The sequence below is a fragment of the Kiloniella majae genome (assembly GCF_002118315.1).
GTDB lineage: Bacteria > Pseudomonadota > Alphaproteobacteria > Kiloniellales > Kiloniellaceae > Kiloniella > Kiloniella majae.
The window spans coordinates 1,206,169-1,224,608 of record NZ_MTSZ01000001.1 but is presented as its reverse complement, the minus strand read 5'-3'; the positions used below and the strand labels follow the sequence as shown (position 1 = coordinate 1,224,608).

18 protein-coding genes and 1 pseudogene are annotated in these 18,440 nt (G+C 44.8%); 10 read left to right on the top strand and 9 right to left on the bottom strand.

Features of this window, described 5'->3' with window-relative positions; all coding sequences use genetic code 11:
• Positions 1 to 11: 11 nt before the first annotated feature.
• Positions 12 to 479 carry a thiol-disulfide oxidoreductase DCC family protein gene (locus BKB51_RS05735; RefSeq protein WP_085900091.1) on the bottom strand — a complete coding sequence of 156 codons (468 nt, stop codon included), beginning with the start codon at positions 477 to 479 and terminating at the stop codon, positions 12 to 14.
• A gap of 138 nt (positions 480 to 617) precedes the next feature.
• Here BKB51_RS05735 and BKB51_RS05730 point away from each other — a divergent pair, with 138 nt between their 5' ends.
• On the top strand, positions 618 to 1,421 hold the full coding sequence (locus BKB51_RS05730; protein ID WP_158090156.1) for a substrate-binding periplasmic protein: 804 nt from the start codon (positions 618 to 620) through the stop codon (positions 1,419 to 1,421).
• Positions 1,422 to 1,442: 21 nt separating this feature from the next.
• On the opposite strand, the gene BKB51_RS05725 is transcribed toward BKB51_RS05730, so the two are convergent.
• From BKB51_RS05725 to ovoA, 4 genes and pseudogenes are all read right to left on the bottom strand, one after another.
• Entirely contained in the window at positions 1,443 to 2,063 is a 621-nt protein-coding gene (locus BKB51_RS05725) for a LysE family translocator (RefSeq protein WP_085900089.1), read from the bottom strand.
• A gap of 56 nt (positions 2,064 to 2,119) precedes the next feature.
• Positions 2,120 to 2,566: an Lrp/AsnC family transcriptional regulator gene (locus BKB51_RS05720; RefSeq protein ID WP_085900088.1), complete on the bottom strand. Its 447-nt coding sequence runs from the start codon at positions 2,564 to 2,566 to the stop codon at positions 2,120 to 2,122.
• A 190-nt stretch (positions 2,567 to 2,756) separates the two neighbouring features.
• Entirely contained in the window at positions 2,757 to 3,500 is a 744-nt protein-coding gene (locus BKB51_RS20880; RefSeq protein ID WP_245813246.1) for a putative 4-mercaptohistidine N1-methyltransferase, read from the bottom strand.
• An 87-nt stretch (positions 3,501 to 3,587) separates the two neighbouring features.
• A pseudogene (ovoA, locus tag BKB51_RS20875) lies at positions 3,588 to 4,925 on the bottom strand (5-histidylcysteine sulfoxide synthase); the annotation flags it as partial.
• 245 nt (positions 4,926 to 5,170) lie between these two features.
• On the opposite strand from ovoA, the gene BKB51_RS05710 reads away from it, so the two are divergent.
• The gene (locus tag BKB51_RS05710; RefSeq protein ID WP_085900087.1) at positions 5,171 to 6,103 is read left to right on the top strand and encodes a threonine/serine dehydratase; all 933 of its coding nucleotides are present in this window, start codon (positions 5,171 to 5,173) and stop codon (positions 6,101 to 6,103) included.
• A 126-nt stretch (positions 6,104 to 6,229) separates the two neighbouring features.
• Here BKB51_RS05710 and BKB51_RS05705 read toward each other — a convergent pair whose 3' ends face one another.
• On the bottom strand, positions 6,230 to 6,622 hold the full coding sequence (locus BKB51_RS05705; protein WP_085900241.1) for a DM13 domain-containing protein: 393 nt from the start codon (positions 6,620 to 6,622) through the stop codon (positions 6,230 to 6,232).
• A gap of 282 nt (positions 6,623 to 6,904) precedes the next feature.
• Between BKB51_RS05705 and BKB51_RS05700 the strand changes: the two genes are divergently transcribed.
• The 4 genes from BKB51_RS05700 (at position 6,905) to BKB51_RS05685 (ending at position 11,021) form a co-directional block, all read left to right on the top strand.
• The gene (locus tag BKB51_RS05700) at positions 6,905 to 7,498 is read left to right on the top strand and encodes a TetR/AcrR family transcriptional regulator (RefSeq protein ID WP_125911799.1); all 594 of its coding nucleotides are present in this window, start codon (positions 6,905 to 6,907) and stop codon (positions 7,496 to 7,498) included.
• Positions 7,499 to 7,661: 163 nt separating this feature from the next.
• Positions 7,662 to 8,624 (top strand): DMT family transporter, encoded by a 963-nt coding sequence (locus tag BKB51_RS05695; protein ID WP_158090155.1) that lies wholly within the window; start codon positions 7,662 to 7,664, stop codon positions 8,622 to 8,624.
• A gap of 49 nt (positions 8,625 to 8,673) precedes the next feature.
• Positions 8,674 to 9,654, top strand: a complete 981-nt coding sequence (locus BKB51_RS05690) for a hypothetical protein (protein ID WP_085900084.1) — start codon at positions 8,674 to 8,676, stop codon at positions 9,652 to 9,654.
• A 188-nt stretch (positions 9,655 to 9,842) separates the two neighbouring features.
• Positions 9,843 to 11,021: a PA0069 family radical SAM protein gene (locus tag BKB51_RS05685; RefSeq protein ID WP_085900240.1), complete on the top strand. Its 1,179-nt coding sequence runs from the start codon at positions 9,843 to 9,845 to the stop codon at positions 11,019 to 11,021.
• 16 nt (positions 11,022 to 11,037) lie between these two features.
• Here the strand turns inward: BKB51_RS05685 and BKB51_RS05680 are convergent, their stop codons facing one another.
• Positions 11,038 to 11,532 (bottom strand): DinB family protein, encoded by a 495-nt coding sequence (locus BKB51_RS05680; RefSeq protein ID WP_085900083.1) that lies wholly within the window; start codon positions 11,530 to 11,532, stop codon positions 11,038 to 11,040.
• 110 nt (positions 11,533 to 11,642) lie between these two features.
• Between BKB51_RS05680 and BKB51_RS05675 the strand changes: the two genes are divergently transcribed.
• Both BKB51_RS05675 and BKB51_RS05670 read left to right on the top strand, forming a co-directional pair.
• On the top strand, positions 11,643 to 12,503 hold the full coding sequence (locus BKB51_RS05675) for a GNAT family N-acetyltransferase (protein WP_198946641.1): 861 nt from the start codon (positions 11,643 to 11,645) through the stop codon (positions 12,501 to 12,503).
• A 186-nt stretch (positions 12,504 to 12,689) separates the two neighbouring features.
• Positions 12,690 to 13,088, top strand: coding sequence for a DUF983 domain-containing protein (locus BKB51_RS05670; RefSeq protein WP_085900082.1), 399 nt, complete (start codon positions 12,690 to 12,692; stop codon positions 13,086 to 13,088).
• Between the two features lie 43 nt (positions 13,089 to 13,131).
• Here BKB51_RS05670 and BKB51_RS05665 read toward each other — a convergent pair whose 3' ends face one another.
• Positions 13,132 to 13,563, bottom strand: coding sequence for an Lrp/AsnC family transcriptional regulator (locus tag BKB51_RS05665; protein WP_085900081.1), 432 nt, complete (start codon positions 13,561 to 13,563; stop codon positions 13,132 to 13,134).
• Positions 13,564 to 13,730: 167 nt separating this feature from the next.
• Between BKB51_RS05665 and BKB51_RS05660 the strand changes: the two genes are divergently transcribed.
• Positions 13,731 to 16,757: an aminotransferase class III-fold pyridoxal phosphate-dependent enzyme gene (locus tag BKB51_RS05660; RefSeq protein WP_158090154.1), complete on the top strand. Its 3,027-nt coding sequence runs from the start codon at positions 13,731 to 13,733 to the stop codon at positions 16,755 to 16,757.
• A gap of 135 nt (positions 16,758 to 16,892) precedes the next feature.
• A complete protein-coding gene (locus BKB51_RS05655) occupies positions 16,893 to 17,462 on the top strand; it encodes a TetR/AcrR family transcriptional regulator (RefSeq protein WP_085900079.1) in 570 nt (189 codons plus the stop codon).
• A gap of 16 nt (positions 17,463 to 17,478) precedes the next feature.
• Here the strand turns inward: BKB51_RS05655 and BKB51_RS05650 are convergent, their stop codons facing one another.
• Positions 17,479 to 18,387, bottom strand: coding sequence for a DMT family transporter (locus BKB51_RS05650; RefSeq protein WP_085900078.1), 909 nt, complete (start codon positions 18,385 to 18,387; stop codon positions 17,479 to 17,481).
• Positions 18,388 to 18,440: the final 53 nt, after the last annotated feature.

Genomic DNA, 18,440 nt, shown 5'->3' with positions numbered 1-18,440 from the left:
TGTTTATGGCATTATTCGATCAAGCGTTTTTTGAGATTGCTGTCTGGCAACAGGCAACTATCAGCGCGTCCAAATAAACGGTAGCGGTTTCGTGCGATCAGATCATAAAGCCAATTATCCATCGGAGAGGGAAGATATTTGGCGAGACTAAGAAACTTGGCAGGATAGGGCAGGAGAGACGTCGTCTGTGAAAATGCAGACATCTTGGCATAGGCTCTGCCTTTTGAAATCAAAAGGTTGGTTTCAAAATTTACGGTATCCAGATCATAGTGCTGAAAGAGTGCCTGACCTAAATTGGATTGTCCTGTTGTGAACTGAAATTCTTCGGATTTATCGTGCCTGACAACAAACTGAATAAAAGCAGAGCAAAGAGCGCATTCACCATCAAAAACAATAATGGGTCTGCTGTCATCAAAATCAGTGACATTGGGATCATCGCGGTAACTATAGTTTTTAAAAAGTAGTGCGTTTGTTGTCATGCAATTTCCCCAACTGGATTGAAGAGCAGTATTGATCAAACCGAAAATAAAGAAAAGTTGTTAACCTATTTGTGATATAATCTTTGAGGTCGTGGGGGTAAAACATCAGCAAGACTGATGAACCTAAAGAGGTTGGCGATGAAATCGCGCATGTATTCTGTTGTTATCTTAAGCATTTTTGCGTGCTTCGGGGCGCAGGTTGCAACTGCCGCTGATTGTGAAAAAGCTTACTCTATTGCCTATTCCAATAATTATATTCCCTATCAATACGTTCCCAAAAACTCGGTTCCTACCGGATTGGATATCGATGTTGTGAAGTCGGTTATGTCTGAAATGGACTGTGAATATAATCTTCTTTTGATGCCGTCCAAGCGGGCGCAAATGCTTTTGAAACGGGGCATGCTGGATATCATGCCAGCTGCTTCGATAACTGTTGAGCGGTCGGCCTATGCCTATTTTTCGGAACCTTACCGTGATGAGACTGTGGCAATGTTTGTACGATCATCGGATTATAATCAATATAAAGACTATAAGTTGAGGGACGCTGTCGATCAGAAGCTTAGCATTACTGCAGGTTTGGGGGGATGGTATGGCCCTGAGTATGGCGAGGAAAAACAAAGGGCTATTGATTCAGGTGTCTTGCGATTGAATGCGGAGACCGAAGCCCGAATTCAACAGCTGTTAAATCATCGTGTGGATATGGTTATTGCTGATTTGTATGTGGGGTATCACCATGCAATTGAAGCTCGACGATTGAATGCTATTCGGCCTTTACCTCATTTGCTCAATGCCGATCCCGTTCATTTCATGCTGAGCAAAGAATCTGTGCCGCCCGGTTTTGTTGCAAAGTTTAATCAGGCTTTGGCGGCGGTTTTGGATAGTGAAAAGTACAAAGAGCTTCTTGAGAAGTATCGCCCGGCGGATAGCATCCCTTCGAATTAAATCAATCTGCCTTATTAGCGGTCACGATAAGAGGATGTAGAAACCAAACCCACTAATAATAACGCCCGAAGTAATATTGATGGCCGTAATGATTCTGGGTGACACGCGTGTGCGTAAAACACTGCCTATGAACGCAATCATAATCCACCAGCCAAGAGATCCTAAGAAAATTCCCGTAGCCACAATCCATTTGCCTTCGTAAGAAACGTCATCCCCTAATCCAGCAAATATTGCCAGAAAGACCAGTATGGTCATGGGGTTTGTTATTGTCAGACCGTAGGCTGTCGTGAAGGTCAGGATAAAGTCTTTTGAAACGACGCGCGATGTAAGTGGAGAAAGCTTCACAGGTTCCCGATTTCTTGTTGCTTTTATAAGGCTATATCCCCCAAGCGCGACTAGTCCTATACCGCCGATCAAGCGAATAGTCTCGTTGTAATCCAGAAGGACTGCCATGACAGCGGAAAAGCCGAGCAAAGCTACGACGCCATAGCTCATATCTGCCATGGCAATTCCCAATCCAGTAGCGATCCCGGATTTAATGCCTTTTTCCAAGCTTAGTTTTAGACAGAGAAGCGCCATGGGACCAACAGGGGCAGCGATGGCGAGGCCCATTAAAAGGCCTTTGAGGATAAGTGCTAACATTTTTTGATCTCTTCATCGGTTTGTTGAGCCGATGAAAGGAATCTTTACACCGACGTTTATATTGGCAGAACGGTTGTTTCTTTTTCGCTTTGCAGCACGATCAGGGTTTCTGTTTGAGCGACCCCTGGTTGTCGTTTTAGTTTTTGCGATAAGAAACTTTGCAGTCCCTTGGTGTTTTTGACGCGAACCTTGGCCAGATAGTTGTGTTGGCCTGTCACGTGATGGAGTTCCTGTATTTCAGTAAGGCTTTTCATTTGCTGTATAAAAGCCTCTTCATCAGCATCTTGATGAAGGTCAATGAAAAGGAAGGCGAGGAGTTCCAACCCTAAAACTTCCGGATCTACTACGGCACAATTTCCTTTGATCGTGCCGTTGGTTTGTAACTTGCGCACACGATCATTGACCGCTGATACACTCAGGCCTGTTTGTTCTGCCAGCGTGGTCATGGGAGTTTTGTTGTCGCTTTGCAAAAGTGACAGAATCTTTTTATCTGGTTCGTTCATTTTTAGAGTGTTAAGTGTTTTTTATGTAAAAATCAATAATTATTCCTGAATTTATTTTATTTTTCAGGAATAATTATTGAGATATGTATTTTTTCGATATGACGTGTGTCTTAAGTGTTGAGTAGGATGTCCCATGAAAAAAGCCCTGAAAATTTTCAGGGCCTTAAGGTATTAAAACAGAAAAAGTGGCTTAGGACACTTTCTTCCATATAGATAGCTCAGCAAGGGTATGCTGGTACTTGCGCTTGGTTTCGCGGATAACAAAGGGAATATCAACAGGTTGACTTGCGAGTTCAAACTCTGGCGCGAGAGCGTCACCCAATCCGTCTAGTGTTGTATAGTTTTCCCCAGTATTTGCTTTGAAGCCACCTAGCCAATTGTTGCGTTCTGTGAACTCTTCTAACCAGGTGTAAGGTGATGTCAGAATAAGGTAACCGCCTGACCTTATCCGATCTTTTATTGAAGTGATGAACTTCTTGGGGTCATATAGTCGATCAATAAGATTGCCAGCAAAAACAAGATCGTAGTCTGTATATTTCGAGGATAGATTGCAGGCGTCTCCTTGCATGAAATCTATCTTGTCTTTTATATGTGTGTACCCGTCAAAATCATCCAGATTGATCTCTTTATAGCTTACCAACTCTCCTTCGTCATGGATGGTGTATCGTTGTGTTCCCTTTTGTTGTAATGCTGATGGCGCTTGAATCAGGCGAGCAGAGAAATCAATGGCATCGACATGATCGTATGTTTTTGCTAACTCAAAGGATGCGCGTCCTGTTGCGCAACCAAGATCCAAGGCTCTTTCTCGCCTTGCTTGTTTTGTGTTCTCTATGCAAATTTTGGCGCAGGCAACGGGGAAGTTTGGAACGTTGAAGTACTCTTCGCCATAGTGGAATTCGATATACTGCGCGACAATGTCGTCGGTCTCATACATATTAACCTCTGTTGTAGGGAGCTCTGGTGCTTCGACGTAGCGCAGGCCTGAATATTGAAAAAAGTGGCGACGAAAAGCATACCGGGAATCTTTGAGGGCGTAGTTCCCTGTCGAGATCCAACAGCCGCCTTTGAATACATTGTGTTTACCATCAAATGTTGGCGTTGAAAAATCGTCATAGATCGGGTGGACAGCAAAGCCTTCATATCCGTCTATAGCTGTTTCTGTCCATTGCCAGACATTCCCGATTATATCAAAAAAACCTTGGGCAAATTCGTTTTTATTTATAGGGCAAGGTGACATACCCTGTTCCAGATTTATATTTCCCGGTGCACTGTTCCAAGTGGATTGGTCCTTGGGCTCCAATGTGCGGAGTTGGTACCATTCTGCTTCTGTTGGTAATCGAATAGAGCGCCCGGTTTTCTCGGATTTCCAGTTGCAGAAAGCCTTGGCCTCAAGATAGTTGATGTCGACAGGCCAATCTCATGGCATTGGAATAACTTCCAGCATTGTTCGATATTTATATTCGCCACTATGCTTGACCCAATAGACGGGGGCCTCGGCTTTGCGATAGGAAACCCATTTCCATCCTTCTTCAGTCCAAAAGTTTTCCCGTGCGTAACCATTGTCTTTTACAAAATCAAAATACTCTTGGTTTGAGACCAGGTATTTACTTGCTTTAAAGTCTTCTACCCTGGTTTCATAGGAACCATATTCGTTATCCCAACCGAAATGCTGGTTACTCTGCCCTTTTCCTAGCGTCAATTTACCTCCGCTTACAGGAAGAAGATCATTTTCGGGGGCTATTCCACTGCTTTGGCAAATTTTGCTCCAAAAACGGTGCGGGCGGATTTTGTCTAACGGAAGCTCTCGTACTAGAACGGCTGATGTTTCAAGATGAATACGTTCGTGCTCGATCCCCATCATGATGACCCACAGAGGATCTGTTTGTTTGATGGGAAGAGTGATTTCACAGGATCGAATAAAATGGTCAACCAGTGTTCTCACTTTATCTCGGTAAGCTTTTACTTTTTTTGGGGTTGGCCAATCGTAGTTATTTTCATTCAGATCATCCCACGACATTTCATCGACACCAATGGCAAGGGTTGATTCCAGTGTTGCATCAATCCGGGTATCAATAAATTTGGCAACGTTAAGCTTATTGATAAAGAAAACAGCCGTATGGCCATAATAAAAGATCAAGGGGTGGCGTAGTGAATTGGCCCGAGCATAGAAAGCATTGTCATCTTTGAGGCATTCAAAAAGTGTTTCGTAAAGGCTGAATGTCTTGTGGAAATAGTCTAGGATTTCCTGACGTTTTTCTTCCGGATCTCCCTGATCCAGAATGATTGTATGTGTTTTTAGTAAGTTACTGTCAGAAAGAATAATACTGTTATCTTGATGGTGTACGGCATCCGGTGACATACCGAGCTCCCTATTTTGTTTGTCAGGTCTTTTTATTTGTTGGTGAACAAAGCGAGTACAGGCTTGGGATATAGTCTGCGTCTGCGGAATTACATCAGGTCTAACAAAAGTGTGATAAATTCCGGTGTTTTTGATGATTTTTTGAATGGGCTTGAAAAATAACCAAGTAATCATAATGTTTTAGGTTGTGTTTCTTATGCCTTTTAGGTGAAATCTCCCTCTTACTATCTTTTCAGGTGAAAGCTGTGTCCGGACATATTACGCAATCGACAATTTTGAACGCTTACGACTTGATCAGAGAGCATGTTCGTCGCACGCCTATTTTGCGGGTACCTGCGGGTGAGTTTCTCGATGATGTGCCAGTCACGTTAAAATTTGAGCAGATGCAGCATTCCGGATCTTTTAAAGTCCGGGGTGGTTTTAATGCTCTTTTGTCCGGTGATGTGCCCAAAGGTGGTGTTATTGCGGCTTCTGGTGGAAACCATGGTGCCGCTGTGGCCTATGTGGCAAATAAGTTAGGGGTACGTACAGAGATTTTTGTGCCTGAAATTGTATCGCCAGCGAAATTGGCAAAGCTGGAACAATACGGTGCCCGGATTAATGTTGTTGGGGCCAATTTTTCTGAAGCTTTGGCGGCGTGTCTTGAGTGTCAGAAAGAAACAGGTGCCAAGCTGCTTCACGCCTATGATCAACAGGAAATTGTTGCGGGTCAGGGAACTGTCGGCCTTGAATTTGAAGAGCAAGCGCCGGAGATTGATAGTCTGTTGGTGGCTGTTGGCGGCGGCGGATTAATCGGCGGTGTTGCGTCTTGGTATCGTGGCAAGGTCAAAGTTATTGCTGTCGAAACCGAGGGAACGGCAACGTTGCACTCTGCCTTAAATGCAGGTCATCCCGTCGGTGTTTCTGTCTCGGGTCTAGCGGCGGATGCTTTGGGGGCAAGTCTGATCGGTGATCATGGATTTGAAGCTGCTCAGAATTTTGTTCATCAATCTGTTTTGGTGAACGATGTAGATGTCAAAGCAGCGCAGGAATGCCTTTGGAATAATTATCGTCAAATAGCGGAACCGGGTGGGGCCACAGCCTTGGCTGCTTTGTTATCCGGGGCTTATGTTCCCGAGAAAAATGAGAAGGTTGGTGTTTTGGTTTGTGGTGGTAATGCTTCTTTGTCTTCTTTTTAATGCAACTACTCATTCTTGTTTGAGAAGACAGAAAAACGGCTAACCAATAAATGGCTAGCCGTTCTTGTGTGAATAGGCCTTTCCGAGGGGAGGAATTGCCTATTCCGTAACCTTCGGGAGTTCAGGTTACTTTAAACTTGCAACACCGAGAGGAACGTCAAACTTTTCACACCAAACATAGATTTCGTTAAAGTTTGCTGGGTTGATGCTGGCGGGAAGACTATATTCCTGTTTCCCGGTTTTGCTTTTGAGGGGGGCAAAGATTGTACTTCTATCAACTCCATCTTTGCCAAAGGCAAGTTTGGGATCTGGCGCTCCATCAAGTGAGAAGTTGTCGGCAAGTATAACAATGTAGCTTCCATCATTTGCTTTTTTGATTTCAACATTACCAGTTGTGATGTGATCGCTTCTACCTTCAAAAGTTCCTTTTGAAACGCTACCGCCTGCGTGGGCAGATGTGATTGAAAAAGTAGTCGCTGCCAAAAAAGCTACGGCGAGGAATTTGAATAAACGTTTCATTTTTGTCTCCACAATAAAAAGTAACTGAACGGTTTTAAACAAGCCATCCATTATCTGATTTAGGTCACGACCCAATCGGGCACTTGATCCGGCTTCCTAGCTAATATAGTATTAGGAACTGATCGGTCAAAAACACAAAAGCGTGATGAAGGTGTTATGTGGATGAACCTCAATATTTAAGTTCAGTGTTTAAGATACCTAAAGCCAAAGGAATACCAGCCAAACTATTTGATTATTCCGCAAGACGTTTGATTATATGGATGAGCTAAAAGGATTGGGCAATTGGCTAGACCACGCGAATTCGATGAAGCGGATGCATTAGGAAAAGCAATGCAGGTTTTTTGGTCCAAGGGTTATGAGGGGGCCGGGATCAGTGACCTTCTTGAGGCTATGAAAATTGCCCGGGGGAGCCTTTATAAAGCTTTTGGCGATAAAAAAGGTCTGTTCCTCGCTGCATTAAAACAATACGAGGCCAGCTGTATTGAACCGGGCTTGCAGCTGCTAAACGATAAAAATATTCCAAATGGGGCGCACCGAATTCAAGCTTTGTTAGAAACGGTTGTTGCTGTTGTCGAAGATGATAATGATCGACGCGGGTGTTTCCTCTGTAACACTGCGGTTGACCAAGCCCCACACGATCCGGAAATAAGCAAGATCTGTCAGGATATGATGGGGAAAATGGTACAGGGGTTTTATTGTGCCTTGAAAGATGCTGGTGAACATAAAGATCTTGATGAAGAGACTTTGCAAAAGAAGGCGATGGGGTTGAACATTGCGTACAATGGTCTTCGCGTTATGGTTAAAGCTGGGTATGCGTCGGAAGATGTTCGAAAGACAATCAATACGATATTGGCCGAGTTTGATCTTCTGGCATAAGACAACATCTATGTTGCAAGGTAATCTGTATAAATTTGCGAATTGATCGCTGAGAAGAGAGGGTATGGTGATCTCAATTATGAGTTCTGATGATTCATGTCTTGCTGAACTCTATTTCATGCCTTAGCTTCCTTTTGCCTGCATGTGGTTTGAGAAACGAGTGTTGGCAAAATCCAAAAAACGCCTGAAAATGGGGCCTGAAAACGAGGTTTGCATGTCTTCTCAACGCTGGGCAATTCTGTTCCTGATAATTGCGCAACTTCTTTGGTCGGGGAACTTTATCGTTGGTCGCGCCGTATCAACAGAAATAGCGCCGCTTACACTTTCTTTCTGGCGTTGGACGCTGGCTCTTGCGTGTTTGTTTCCTTTCACGGTTTTTGCCCTCAAGAAAGATTGGCATCTGTTTCGTCCGGTTATTGGGAAGATGATTATTCTGGGACTGTTGAGCGTCGCGAGCTTTAACACGCTCCTCTATTTCGGGTTGCAGACGACCGCTGCTACGAATGCTGCGCTTTTTAACTCTATGATCCCGGTTATTATTATTGCCCTGTCGTTTCTGTTTTTTGGCGACAGAATTAGGTCGATACAGGTTGTTGGAATTGTCATTTCATTCTGTGGTGTTCTAACGCTTCTTGTTAGGGGGCACCCGGAAAACCTGTTGAATCTAACCTTGAATAGCGGTGATTTATTTGTTCTTGGGGCTGTGTTGAGCTGGTCCTTGTATTCTTTGTTGCTTAGGTGGAAACCAACTGGCGCATCGCCGTTCTCATTTATTTTACTAAACGTGCTAATTGGCGAAGCCGCTCTGGCGGCGCTCTATCTTCCTGGTTGGATAGAGGCAGCTCCTTTGGACATGACGAGAAACAACCTGCTAGCTGTATTCTACGCCGGGATTCCGGTCTCTATTGTTGCCTTCATCTGTTGGAATGAAGGGGTCAAACATGTCGGGGCCAGTCTGGCGGGGCAGTTCATTCACCTCTTGCCCGTTTTTGCGGCAACGCTGGCTATTCTTTTGCTAGGTGAAACACCGGAAGTGTATCACGCCGTTGGTGCCGTGCTGATCGGTTCTGGCGTTTGGTTGTCAGTTCGTAAAAAGCGTAAGCCTGTGGTGGTTTCATCTCAATAACAAGCGAGTTGTCAGGCGCTCTCTGAGCTAAGGGTAGAGATTAAGGGTTATGGGTGCACTATCGATACTGTTTGCGTGCATTGGGAACAGAGCTTCTATTGTTTTAGCGCTGAGCTTGCCTCTTTGTGCCTATCTTCCTTCTGCCGTTAGCAACGTTCTTCTGCCCTATATGACCTTTATTATCATTGGTCTTATATCAGTTGCGATGATCAGGGTCGATTTGGCGCGTGTCGTCGGTCACTTAAAGAGCCCGATTTTGTTGCCTATTGCTCTGGCTATTTTGATGTTGGTCTTTCCTTTGAGTGTACATTGGATCGCACGGTATTTTTCACTTGCTGCTCCGATCCATATCGCACTGGTTTTGATGGCGTGTGCGCCACCTTTGGGATCTGCACCAAATCTTGCCTATCTTCTGAAACTTGATGGTGAATTGGTGTTCAATATCACCTTGGCGGGAACTGCTATTATCCCTCTGACAGCTCCCTGGATTATTGGCATCACGCTGGGGGATCAGATGCCTTTTGATCAATGGACGCTTTTTCAAAAACTGCTGATGACGGTGGGTAGTTCTTTTCTGATTGCCATGATCGTTCGTAAGATTCTGGGGCGAGAGCGCATTAAAAGAAGTGGTGCTCAGTTGGACGGGATAAGTACTGTTATCATGGTGCTGTTTGTTGCCACAGCAATGGCAGGGGTGTCAGAAATTATTGAAAACAATCCTGTCTATATGGTGCTGTTGTTATCTATTGCTGTCGCCTCTAACTTTGGTGCTCAACTTTTCTTTTCAATTATTGGACTTATTGTTCGGCGTATAGGTCGATTATTTAAGTCTGTAGAAGGCATGAAAGCGGAAAGTGTTTTGTCCTTTGCCATGGTTGCTGGTAACAGGAATTTGGGACTTGTCGCTGCGGTTATTCCGGTCACTTTTTTGCAAGAGATACTCCCCTTTCTGGCTCTTTATCAGGTACCTATTTATTTGACACCTCTCGTGGGTGGACTGTTTTACGGGTATTTATTGAATAGAAAATAAGTACTCAACAGATGTATGGTATCGCTTGAAAATTATCTGTTAAGCCCGCGCGATTCGACCAAAACCTGAAATCGGTTTCATTTTGAACTGTGATATTATCTAGTTGATTCATAAAGATTATCTTTGCCTTTATGATTATTGAAAGTAATTTTGTTCTTTTTTTGTTCTTATTGGTGTATCTATTGTTTATGGAACAGAGTACAGAGCAAGCACCGGACAAAAGAGAAGAGCTTCTAAAGGGACGCCTCCATCCCGATGCGCATCGCGGACGAGGGGCAATCACAAATCGTGTTGGTCGTTTCGAAGCATATGAGCGAGAGCGAACAGATGATGGTTGGGGCAGTTTGGATGAAGGAGAGAGGTTACAAACAGCGATCTCGCCAGATCCAAGCCGTTCGGTAATCTCAAAGAATAATTCGCCGGATATACCCTTTGAGTTATCCTTTAATCCCTATAAGGGATGTGAACATGGCTGTATCTATTGTTTTGCACGGCCAACGCACGCTTACCTTGGTCATTCACCGGGCGTGGATTTTGAGCGTCTGATCTATGTAAAAGATGATGCGGCTGAGCTGTTGGGTAAAGAGCTCTCAAAAAAAACATACAAATGTAAGGTTATCGCTTTTGGTGCCAATACGGATCCGTATCAACCCATCGAGAGAGAACAAAGAATTACCCGGCAGGCTTTGGAGGTTTGTGAAGCTTTTAACCAGCCTGTTGGCATCATCACAAAAGGTTATCTGGTGATGCGGGACGCAGATATCCTGCAACGTATGGCGCAGAAAAATCTGGTTTCTGTTGCCGTATCTATAACGACACTTGACCGGAAGTTGGCGCGGGCTATGGAGCCCAGAGCAAGTACACCCACCAAACGTCTGGATGCTGTCCGACAGCTTACAGAACTTGGTGTGCCTGTTTCTGTGTTAATGGCACCAATTATTCCTGCGTTGAATGATCATGAAATAGAACGCGTTCTCGGGCTTGCTGCGCGTGCGGGTGCTGTTTCCTGCAGCTATGTATTACTGCGGCTGCCCGGTGAAATAAGAGACCTTTGGATCGAGTGGTTACGGTTGCATTATCCGGATCGGGCTAATCGTGTCATGGGGATATTGAAATCAATGCGGGGCGGGCGTGATTATGATTCACGTTGGGGGAAGCGTATGCGGGGGGAAGGTGTCTTTGCACAACTCATTGCCGACCGTTTCTCTTTGGCTCGGAAGCGCTACGGGTTAAACAAAAGATCTCTACGGTATCTCGATGTCAGCCAGTTTTTAGTTCCATCTGATTTTTGCAAATCGGATACTGATAATGGGTCGGGTCCTGGTAAGAATATAAAGTCTACGAAGCAGATGGATTTATTTGGCTGACATGCTCGTAAAAACTCTAATCCTGAGCACGCAAATAATACATTATGTCTAAAGACGGAGGAGGAACATCAGTCTGGCTTAAAAGGCAGTGCACCTGACCACGATGGTGAGTTTGATGATTGAATGCATGCCGGAGAAGAGCACTCATGGGATCACAATGGTTATCCCCGGCAACATTGGTATAGGTAAGGTTACTATCCAGCGTTTCCTGAGTAATGCCTCGGGCGTATTCGAGAATGCGTAGATCCTCAGCATCGCGTGCTGTTTGTAAGGTGGTGAAATCCTGAAACAAGACGTCAGATAAAGATAATTTTTCGGGTTTATCTTCGAAACGACCAAACCAAATTCTATCGCCAACAAGGATGTGGTTGAGGGTGTTGTGGATTGATCCAAAAAAACTGGGGCGTTCAGCTTTATAGTCTGCTTCTGACAGTTGAGAGCAGCTTTTATAAAGCGTCTGATTAGCCCAGTGGTTATATTCGGCGAGTTGTACAAGTTCGTTTGGTGTCATGTGCTGGAAGTTCCAATTTTTGACATAATTTTAGGCTATGTAGTGTGTGGTTAAAGTATAAGTTTTTCAATATTATATTGTCGTAATTTATTCATCCAAAAGGTTTTTCCGTGACTGAAAGTATAAATAAAGATCATTTTGAAATTCGTCTTGCTCAAGAAGAGGAAATTCAGCTTTTGTGCGATCTTGCCGCCGGAGAAGGATGGAACCCCGGCCTGAGAGATATTGAATGTTTTTACCAAGCGGATAGGACCGGCTTTTATATTGGTATCTTGAAGGGCGAGCCGATTGGATGTATTTCTGCGGTTAAATATGGAAATAATTATGGCTTTGTTGGTTTTTATATCATCAGAGAGCCTTGGCGCGGAAAAGGCTTTGGTCTTGCCATTTGGGATCATGCGTTGGCTAGCCTGAAGGGCCGAATTATTGGCCTGGATGGTGTTGTGTATCAGCAGGATAATTACATTAAATCGGGCTTTAAACTTGCTCACCGTAATATTCGCTTTGAAGGTAAGGCAAAGGCACTGACAAGCAAGGCGTCTAGCCTTGTTGATGTTAAGAATTTACCTTTTGAGCAGGTTGCTGCATTTGATGCAGGCTGTTTTTTCGAAGAGCGTAAGGCCTTTTTGAAAGCCTGGCTTGGTGAAGAAGGGCATCTGGGATTTGCCGCACTTGAAGACCAGCAGCTAAAAGGTTATGGCCTCATACGTCCGTATTGTGATGGATATAAAACGGGTCCTTTGTTTGCGGATAATTCTGTTGTCGCGAATGATATTTTCAATGGGCTTTGTGCCGAGATTGAAGGCAGTAATATTATTCTGGATGTACCAGAAAATAACGCAGACGGGTTGTTACTGGCAGAACGTTATGAACTTGTACAAAGTTTTGAAACGGCTCGAATGTACAAGGGGGGCAGCGTGAATCTTCCGTTAGATCGAGTGTACGGGATCACGTCATTTGAATTAGGTTAAGTGTTCTGTGAATTAGGCCAAGTGTTCTGTGAATTAGTAGGGTAGAGGTCTGGCAAGGTGATGCTGCGACGTTGTGAAGCGTCACTTTGTTATCGTATAAAGCGTAATAACAGACTATCTATAATTCCATAACAAATCGGATCTGCTCTTTTGAGTCGGTTACCGAATAACAATGTGGAATTTAACATGCACGATACAGCAGAGAAGATTTACCCCAAGCTGTCTTCTATGAAGACGGGTACCCGTGGAAAATGCCCTAGATGCGGTGAGGGGAAAATCTTTGACGGATTTTTGACTGTTGCCAAAGGGTGCAAGGTTTGTGGCCTTGATTATTCTTTTGCAGATCCTGCTGATGGTCCTGCTTTTTTCATTCAGATGTTGTTTTGTATTCCGGTCGTCGTCTTTGCACTCTGGTTCGAAGTCAAGTTTGAACCCGCCATTTGGGCGCATTTCCTGACAACAATGCCCTTGCTTTTGTTAACCTGTATTCTTCCTCTGCGCCCCCTGAAGGGATGGTTGATCGCAAGTCAGTTCTTTTTCAAAGCTGAAGAAGGACGGTTGGTTGTCGAGAGTGACGACAAGTAAAATCCAATCCGAAACTTTTGAAAATTGATCTATGGTTCTTAATCTAGGTTTCTAGCTCGCGGTTAAGAACCAAAGACGTTTTAAGCTCACTTACAGCCGAGTTTGCAGATAATCTATTGCGCACATCATTGAGAGATTCGGGTGTTTCTGCCATAACCTCAACCAAAAGATCTGGTTCTCCCGCGAGGGAATAGCAGCGTATGACTTCCGGATAACTGGATATTTCGGTGATCAAATCTTTTGCTGGTGTGTGCGCAAGGTTCAAAAACAGAAAAGCCCCGAAACCACGGGTCGATGCATTTTTCAACTCGACTCTGTAGCCGGTTATGATTTGATCATCTTCAAGTCGTTGCAGGCGATGACGTACTGTCGAACGGGCAATATTGGTCTGCGTCGCAATTCCCTTGATCGTTTCACGCGCGTTGTTACGCAGTACCTGTAGGATCTGGCGATCAATTTCATCTAAATCACGCATCGAAACGTCAACATCTTTTGCCCATTGAAAGTAACGGGCAGAGAGTATCAGGCACCTGCCATAAAAACAATCAAACGCGCATAATGGCGAAAGATGTGGGCGTTTATTTTTTCTATACTGCTTTCAATAGATTACCCCAGAGACTAACCGCATACAGGGTGCATCAGATGTCCGTAGATAAACTCCATGTTTATACCGAAAGCGAAGCCGAAGTTCTTTTCCAAGAGTTTTATGGTCTTGCGGCAAAAGCCAGTAGCTTGCCAAGCGAGAGAGATCAGAACTTTCGGATGACGGTTGCTGGGGGCAAGAGCTTTGTTCTTAAACTTTATGCGCCAGAGACAGATCTATGTTGGTTGGATGCGCAGGATCAGCTGCTTATAGAACTGGCAAATCAGGATGCGGGGTTGCCGCTTCCGAGAATTCTTGAGAACAGCAAAAAAACGACGACTTATAAGATCATGGATTGTGACGGACAGGTCAGGTTTATCCGTGCTCTAACCTGGTTGGGTGGCGAGGTCTGGAATAAAGCAGCGCAAGGGCAGGATCTGGATTTCTCTCAGATTGGGGCGTTGATGGGTCGCATGGATCTGGCATTAAAATCCTTTATGTATGCAGGAGCAGATAGAACCTTTTTATGGGATATTGCCCAAGCATCTGCACATACGGCATTCGTTGCTTTGATTGAGGATGTTGCCATACGCGATATCGTTGCGTCTATTCTGGATAAATTTTTAAAGGAAACGGCAAGTGCTTTGAGCAGGTTGCCTCGACAGGTCATTCACAATGATGCGAATGACTACAACATTCTTGTCGATAAACAGGGTAATATTAGCGGCCTTATTGATTTTGGTGATTTCATTCAAAGCCATCGAGTTTGCGAGGTCGCGGTCGCTTGTGCTTATGCTATGTTGGCTCAGAAAGACCCGGTGGGACGTGCTTGTGATGTTGTTTCCGGTTATCACAGGGTAAACCCACTGCAGGAAGACGAGCTTGCCATTCTTTATGATTTGATAAGAGTACGCTTGGCTGAATCATCCTGTATGGCAGCGCAGCAATATTCAGCCAATCCGGAAAATGAATATCTGTTGATCAGCCAGAAAGATATTCGTGATCTTCTTCGCAAGATGAAAGGGATCAATCCACAGGTGGTGCACTATCGTTTGCGTGATGTCTGTGGTTATGAAGCCTGTGCCGGATCGCGGAAGCTGGAACAGTGGCTTTTGAGAAATGCAGACAAGATCGGCCCAATTTGCCAGCACGATCTTTCGCCCGAAAATGTACTGGTTCTCGACCTTTCACCTTTGTCGGTAAACGATGAGGGGATACCACGTAGTGCCCAAGACGCGACGGATGTTATCTTTGCGATGATGAAAGATGCAGATGCTGCAGTTGGGGTTGGTAGTTATCTGGAAGATCGTGATGTGTATAAGGGAGACTTTTTTGAGACGGTAGATCCGGATGAAAAACGTACCGTACATCTGGGGATCGATCTCTTCCTTCCTGCTTATGAGCCTCTCTATGCGCCGTTAGATGGTATTGTGCGTGTTCATAACGATAATACGCGTGATTATGATTATGGTCCGGTTGTGATCCTGGAACACAAAACCGATGAGGGGCAGGTGTTCTATACGAAATACGGGCATCTCAGCCGGACATCGCTAGAGCTTTGGGAAGACGGGAAAGCTTTCAAAAAAGGGGAGGTTATCGGTTACCTCGGTCCTTATCCTGAAAATGGCAACTGGGCGCCTCATGTTCATTTTCAGCTTTTACTCGATTTGATGGGCATGGAAAATGATGTCTGTGGCGTTGCTGCACGCAGCGAAATCAATGTCTGGTCATCTGTTTGCCCAAGTCCCAATCTCATTCTTGGCATGAAAACAAAATGTCAGGGTGATGTGACGCGCAGCTCTAAAAGCATCCGTGAAGAACGCGCCAGGCATTTAAGTCCCAATCTGAGCTTGTCTTACTCAGACCCCCTTAAAATTGTTCGCGGTGAAGGGCAGTACCTCTATACCGAACAGGGCGAGCAATATCTGGATATGGTGAACAATGTTTGTCATGTTGGGCACTGTCATCCTCGTGTTGTTGCTGCTGCTTCGGGGCAAATGCCTGTTCTCAATACAAACACGCGCTATATGCATGATAATATTGTTAATTATGCGCGTGAGCTGTTGGCAACTTTTCCGGACTCCCTCGAAGTTTGTTTCTTCACGAATTCTGGCAGTGAGGCGAATGACTTGGCTCTGCGCCTGTCACAGAACTATACCGGACAAAAGGATATGCTGATTGTCGATCATGCATACCATGGAAATCTGACGTCCCTCATTGATCTAAGTCCCTACAAGTTTAATCGCAAAGGGGGCAAGGGCTGTCCGGACCATGTAAAAATTTGTCCGATGCCTGACGGATATCGTGGTCCTGTAAAATGGAGTGATCCTGATTGCGGTAGGAAATATGCTGATATGGCAATTGAGCAGTTGGCGGCCTTGCAAAAACAAGGGCGAAAACCTGCGGCTTTTATTGCTGAATCCTTACTGGGGTGTGGGGGGCAAATTGTTCTGCCAGATGAGTATCTGAAACGTGTTTATAAAGCCGTGCGAAGTGCAGGCGGTCTCTGCATTGCGGACGAAGTACAGGTTGGTTTTGGTCGCATTGGAAGTCACATGTGGGGCTTTGAGTTGCAGGATGTTGTCCCGGATATTGTTACTCTCGGAAAGCCGATCGGAAATGGCCATCCTATGGGGGCAGTTATCACAACCCGAGCCGTGGCGGATGCTTTTTTCAATGGCATGGAATACTTCAATACCTTTGGCGGAAACCCGGTTTCCTGTGCCATTGGTCGGGAAGTATTACAGGTAATTCGGGACGAACGCTTACAGCATAACGCTGACCAAGTTGGGCAACATATTCTGGGTGGCCTGACAGAGATGATGGAGCGCTATCCATTAATAGGTGAAGTGCGGGGACGGGGGCTCTTTATCGGAGCTGAATTGGTATGTGACCGAGAAACCCTGGAGCCTGCAACAGCTGAGGCGAGCAAGATCGTTAACCTTATGAAGGAAAAGAATATCTTGCTTTCTACGGATGGTCCTCTGGATAATGTGGTTAAGATCAAGCCACCAGTGTGTTTTACTATGGAGAATGCTGATCTGTTCCTGAAAGAGTTTGATGCTTGTATGGCTCTGATTAGCTAAGCCAGATAAGTTTTCGATAACTCTAATATGTTAACCCAAAAAGACTTGATAGGTTTTAAGTTTTTTGGGTTTTCGTTTTTGTATTCAGGAGTATAGTGAGTGCTTAATCACAATAGATGTTGAGTTCATTAAGTTATGCGTGATGGCACCGCGACAAGAAACAAAATCAACCGGGTTGCGATGGAGCTCTTTGCCGAAAAGGGAGTGACTGAAACCACGACCAAAGATATGGCAGCCGGGGCGGGAATTGCTGAAGGCACAATATATCGTCATTACAAAAGCAAAGATGAGCTAGTAAGAAAACTGTTCCTGTCTCTTTATGAAGAACAAGGGAGTTCTTTGCTCGAAATCGCATCGTCAGAAGAAGATCTCAAACAAAAAATTGCCGATATGATTGCCAGGTTTTGCCAATTATTTGCTGAAGACAAGGCGCTGTTTACCTTCTTGCTTCTGACACAACATGGGCAGCTCAAACAAGTTCCGGATGATATGATTACACCCGTCGTTGTTTTGCGGGATTTAATCGCGCAGGGGCAGAACGCTGGAGCAATAAAGCAAGGTGATCCTGATCTGATGGCAGCAATGGTTCTGGGCGTCGTTGTTCAGCCCGCGGTGTTTCACGTTTATGGTCGCCTGACACAAGATTATAAAAGCTTCACACAGGATTTGACCGAAGCTGCGTGGGGCGTCCTTGGCCTTAATTGATGGAGCATAAAACCTGTCAGGTTTTATGCTTTATGGTTTGTTTTGGCTTTTGTCTAGGCGACCATTTGGTGAAAACGATAAGGTTTCCCCCTAGTGCGAGTATAACGCCTAGAATAGCTGTTTCTGTCCAGATATACCCTTCAAAAACGGTTGAGAGTGACAGGGCAACAATTGGGAAAAGAACAGTGGAATAGGCAGCTTTCTCGGCACCGATTTTTCCAACAAGTTTAAGGTACATGGCGAAACCTATAACTGTCCCGGGAATGGCGAGGTAAAGGAGGGAGCCAAGGTATTTAACAGAGTTTTCCATATCAAAAGAATAACCTTGGATCAGGCACCACACCCCAAGTGTCATGCTGCCGTAAACCAGGGCGTACGAATTGGAAACAAGGACATTACGTCCCGCTTTTTGCTGATGCTGTGAAATCAAATTTCCAAGAGAAAAACAATAGGTCCCGGCTATGGATAAAAGTAAGCCCAGCAGGCTGCTACTGGCCCAGTTGCCGTGTTGAATATCTTCCCAGAAGAGAGCGCAAACCCCCAAAACACCCAGGTATGAACCAATCAGGGACCTTAGTGTTGGTGGCTTCTGCTGAAAAACAAAGGCATTGATCATGTTGAAGATACTTGCCAAGGAAAAAACCACGGCGATCAACCCGCTGGGCAGGAACTTGGCAGCATTATAAAAGAAGATAAAATTCAGACAAAAAAGGCACCAGCCCTGTAGAACAAACCACTTATGTTGCTTGAGAGGAACCCATGTGATTTTTCTCAGGGCAAGCATAAAGAAGATTTGTACCAATGCTGCCAGGGAAAAGCGATAAAAGGCAGAGACTTCTACCTGCACGGTTCCGACCTGAAAGGCAATTGCTAACCAAGTCGTTCCCCAAATCAACACTGTTCCCAGATACAGCAGTATGTTCACAGAATTATCCTGACAACTTACAGTTCGAAATATGGTGAACTCATAGAGCGTAA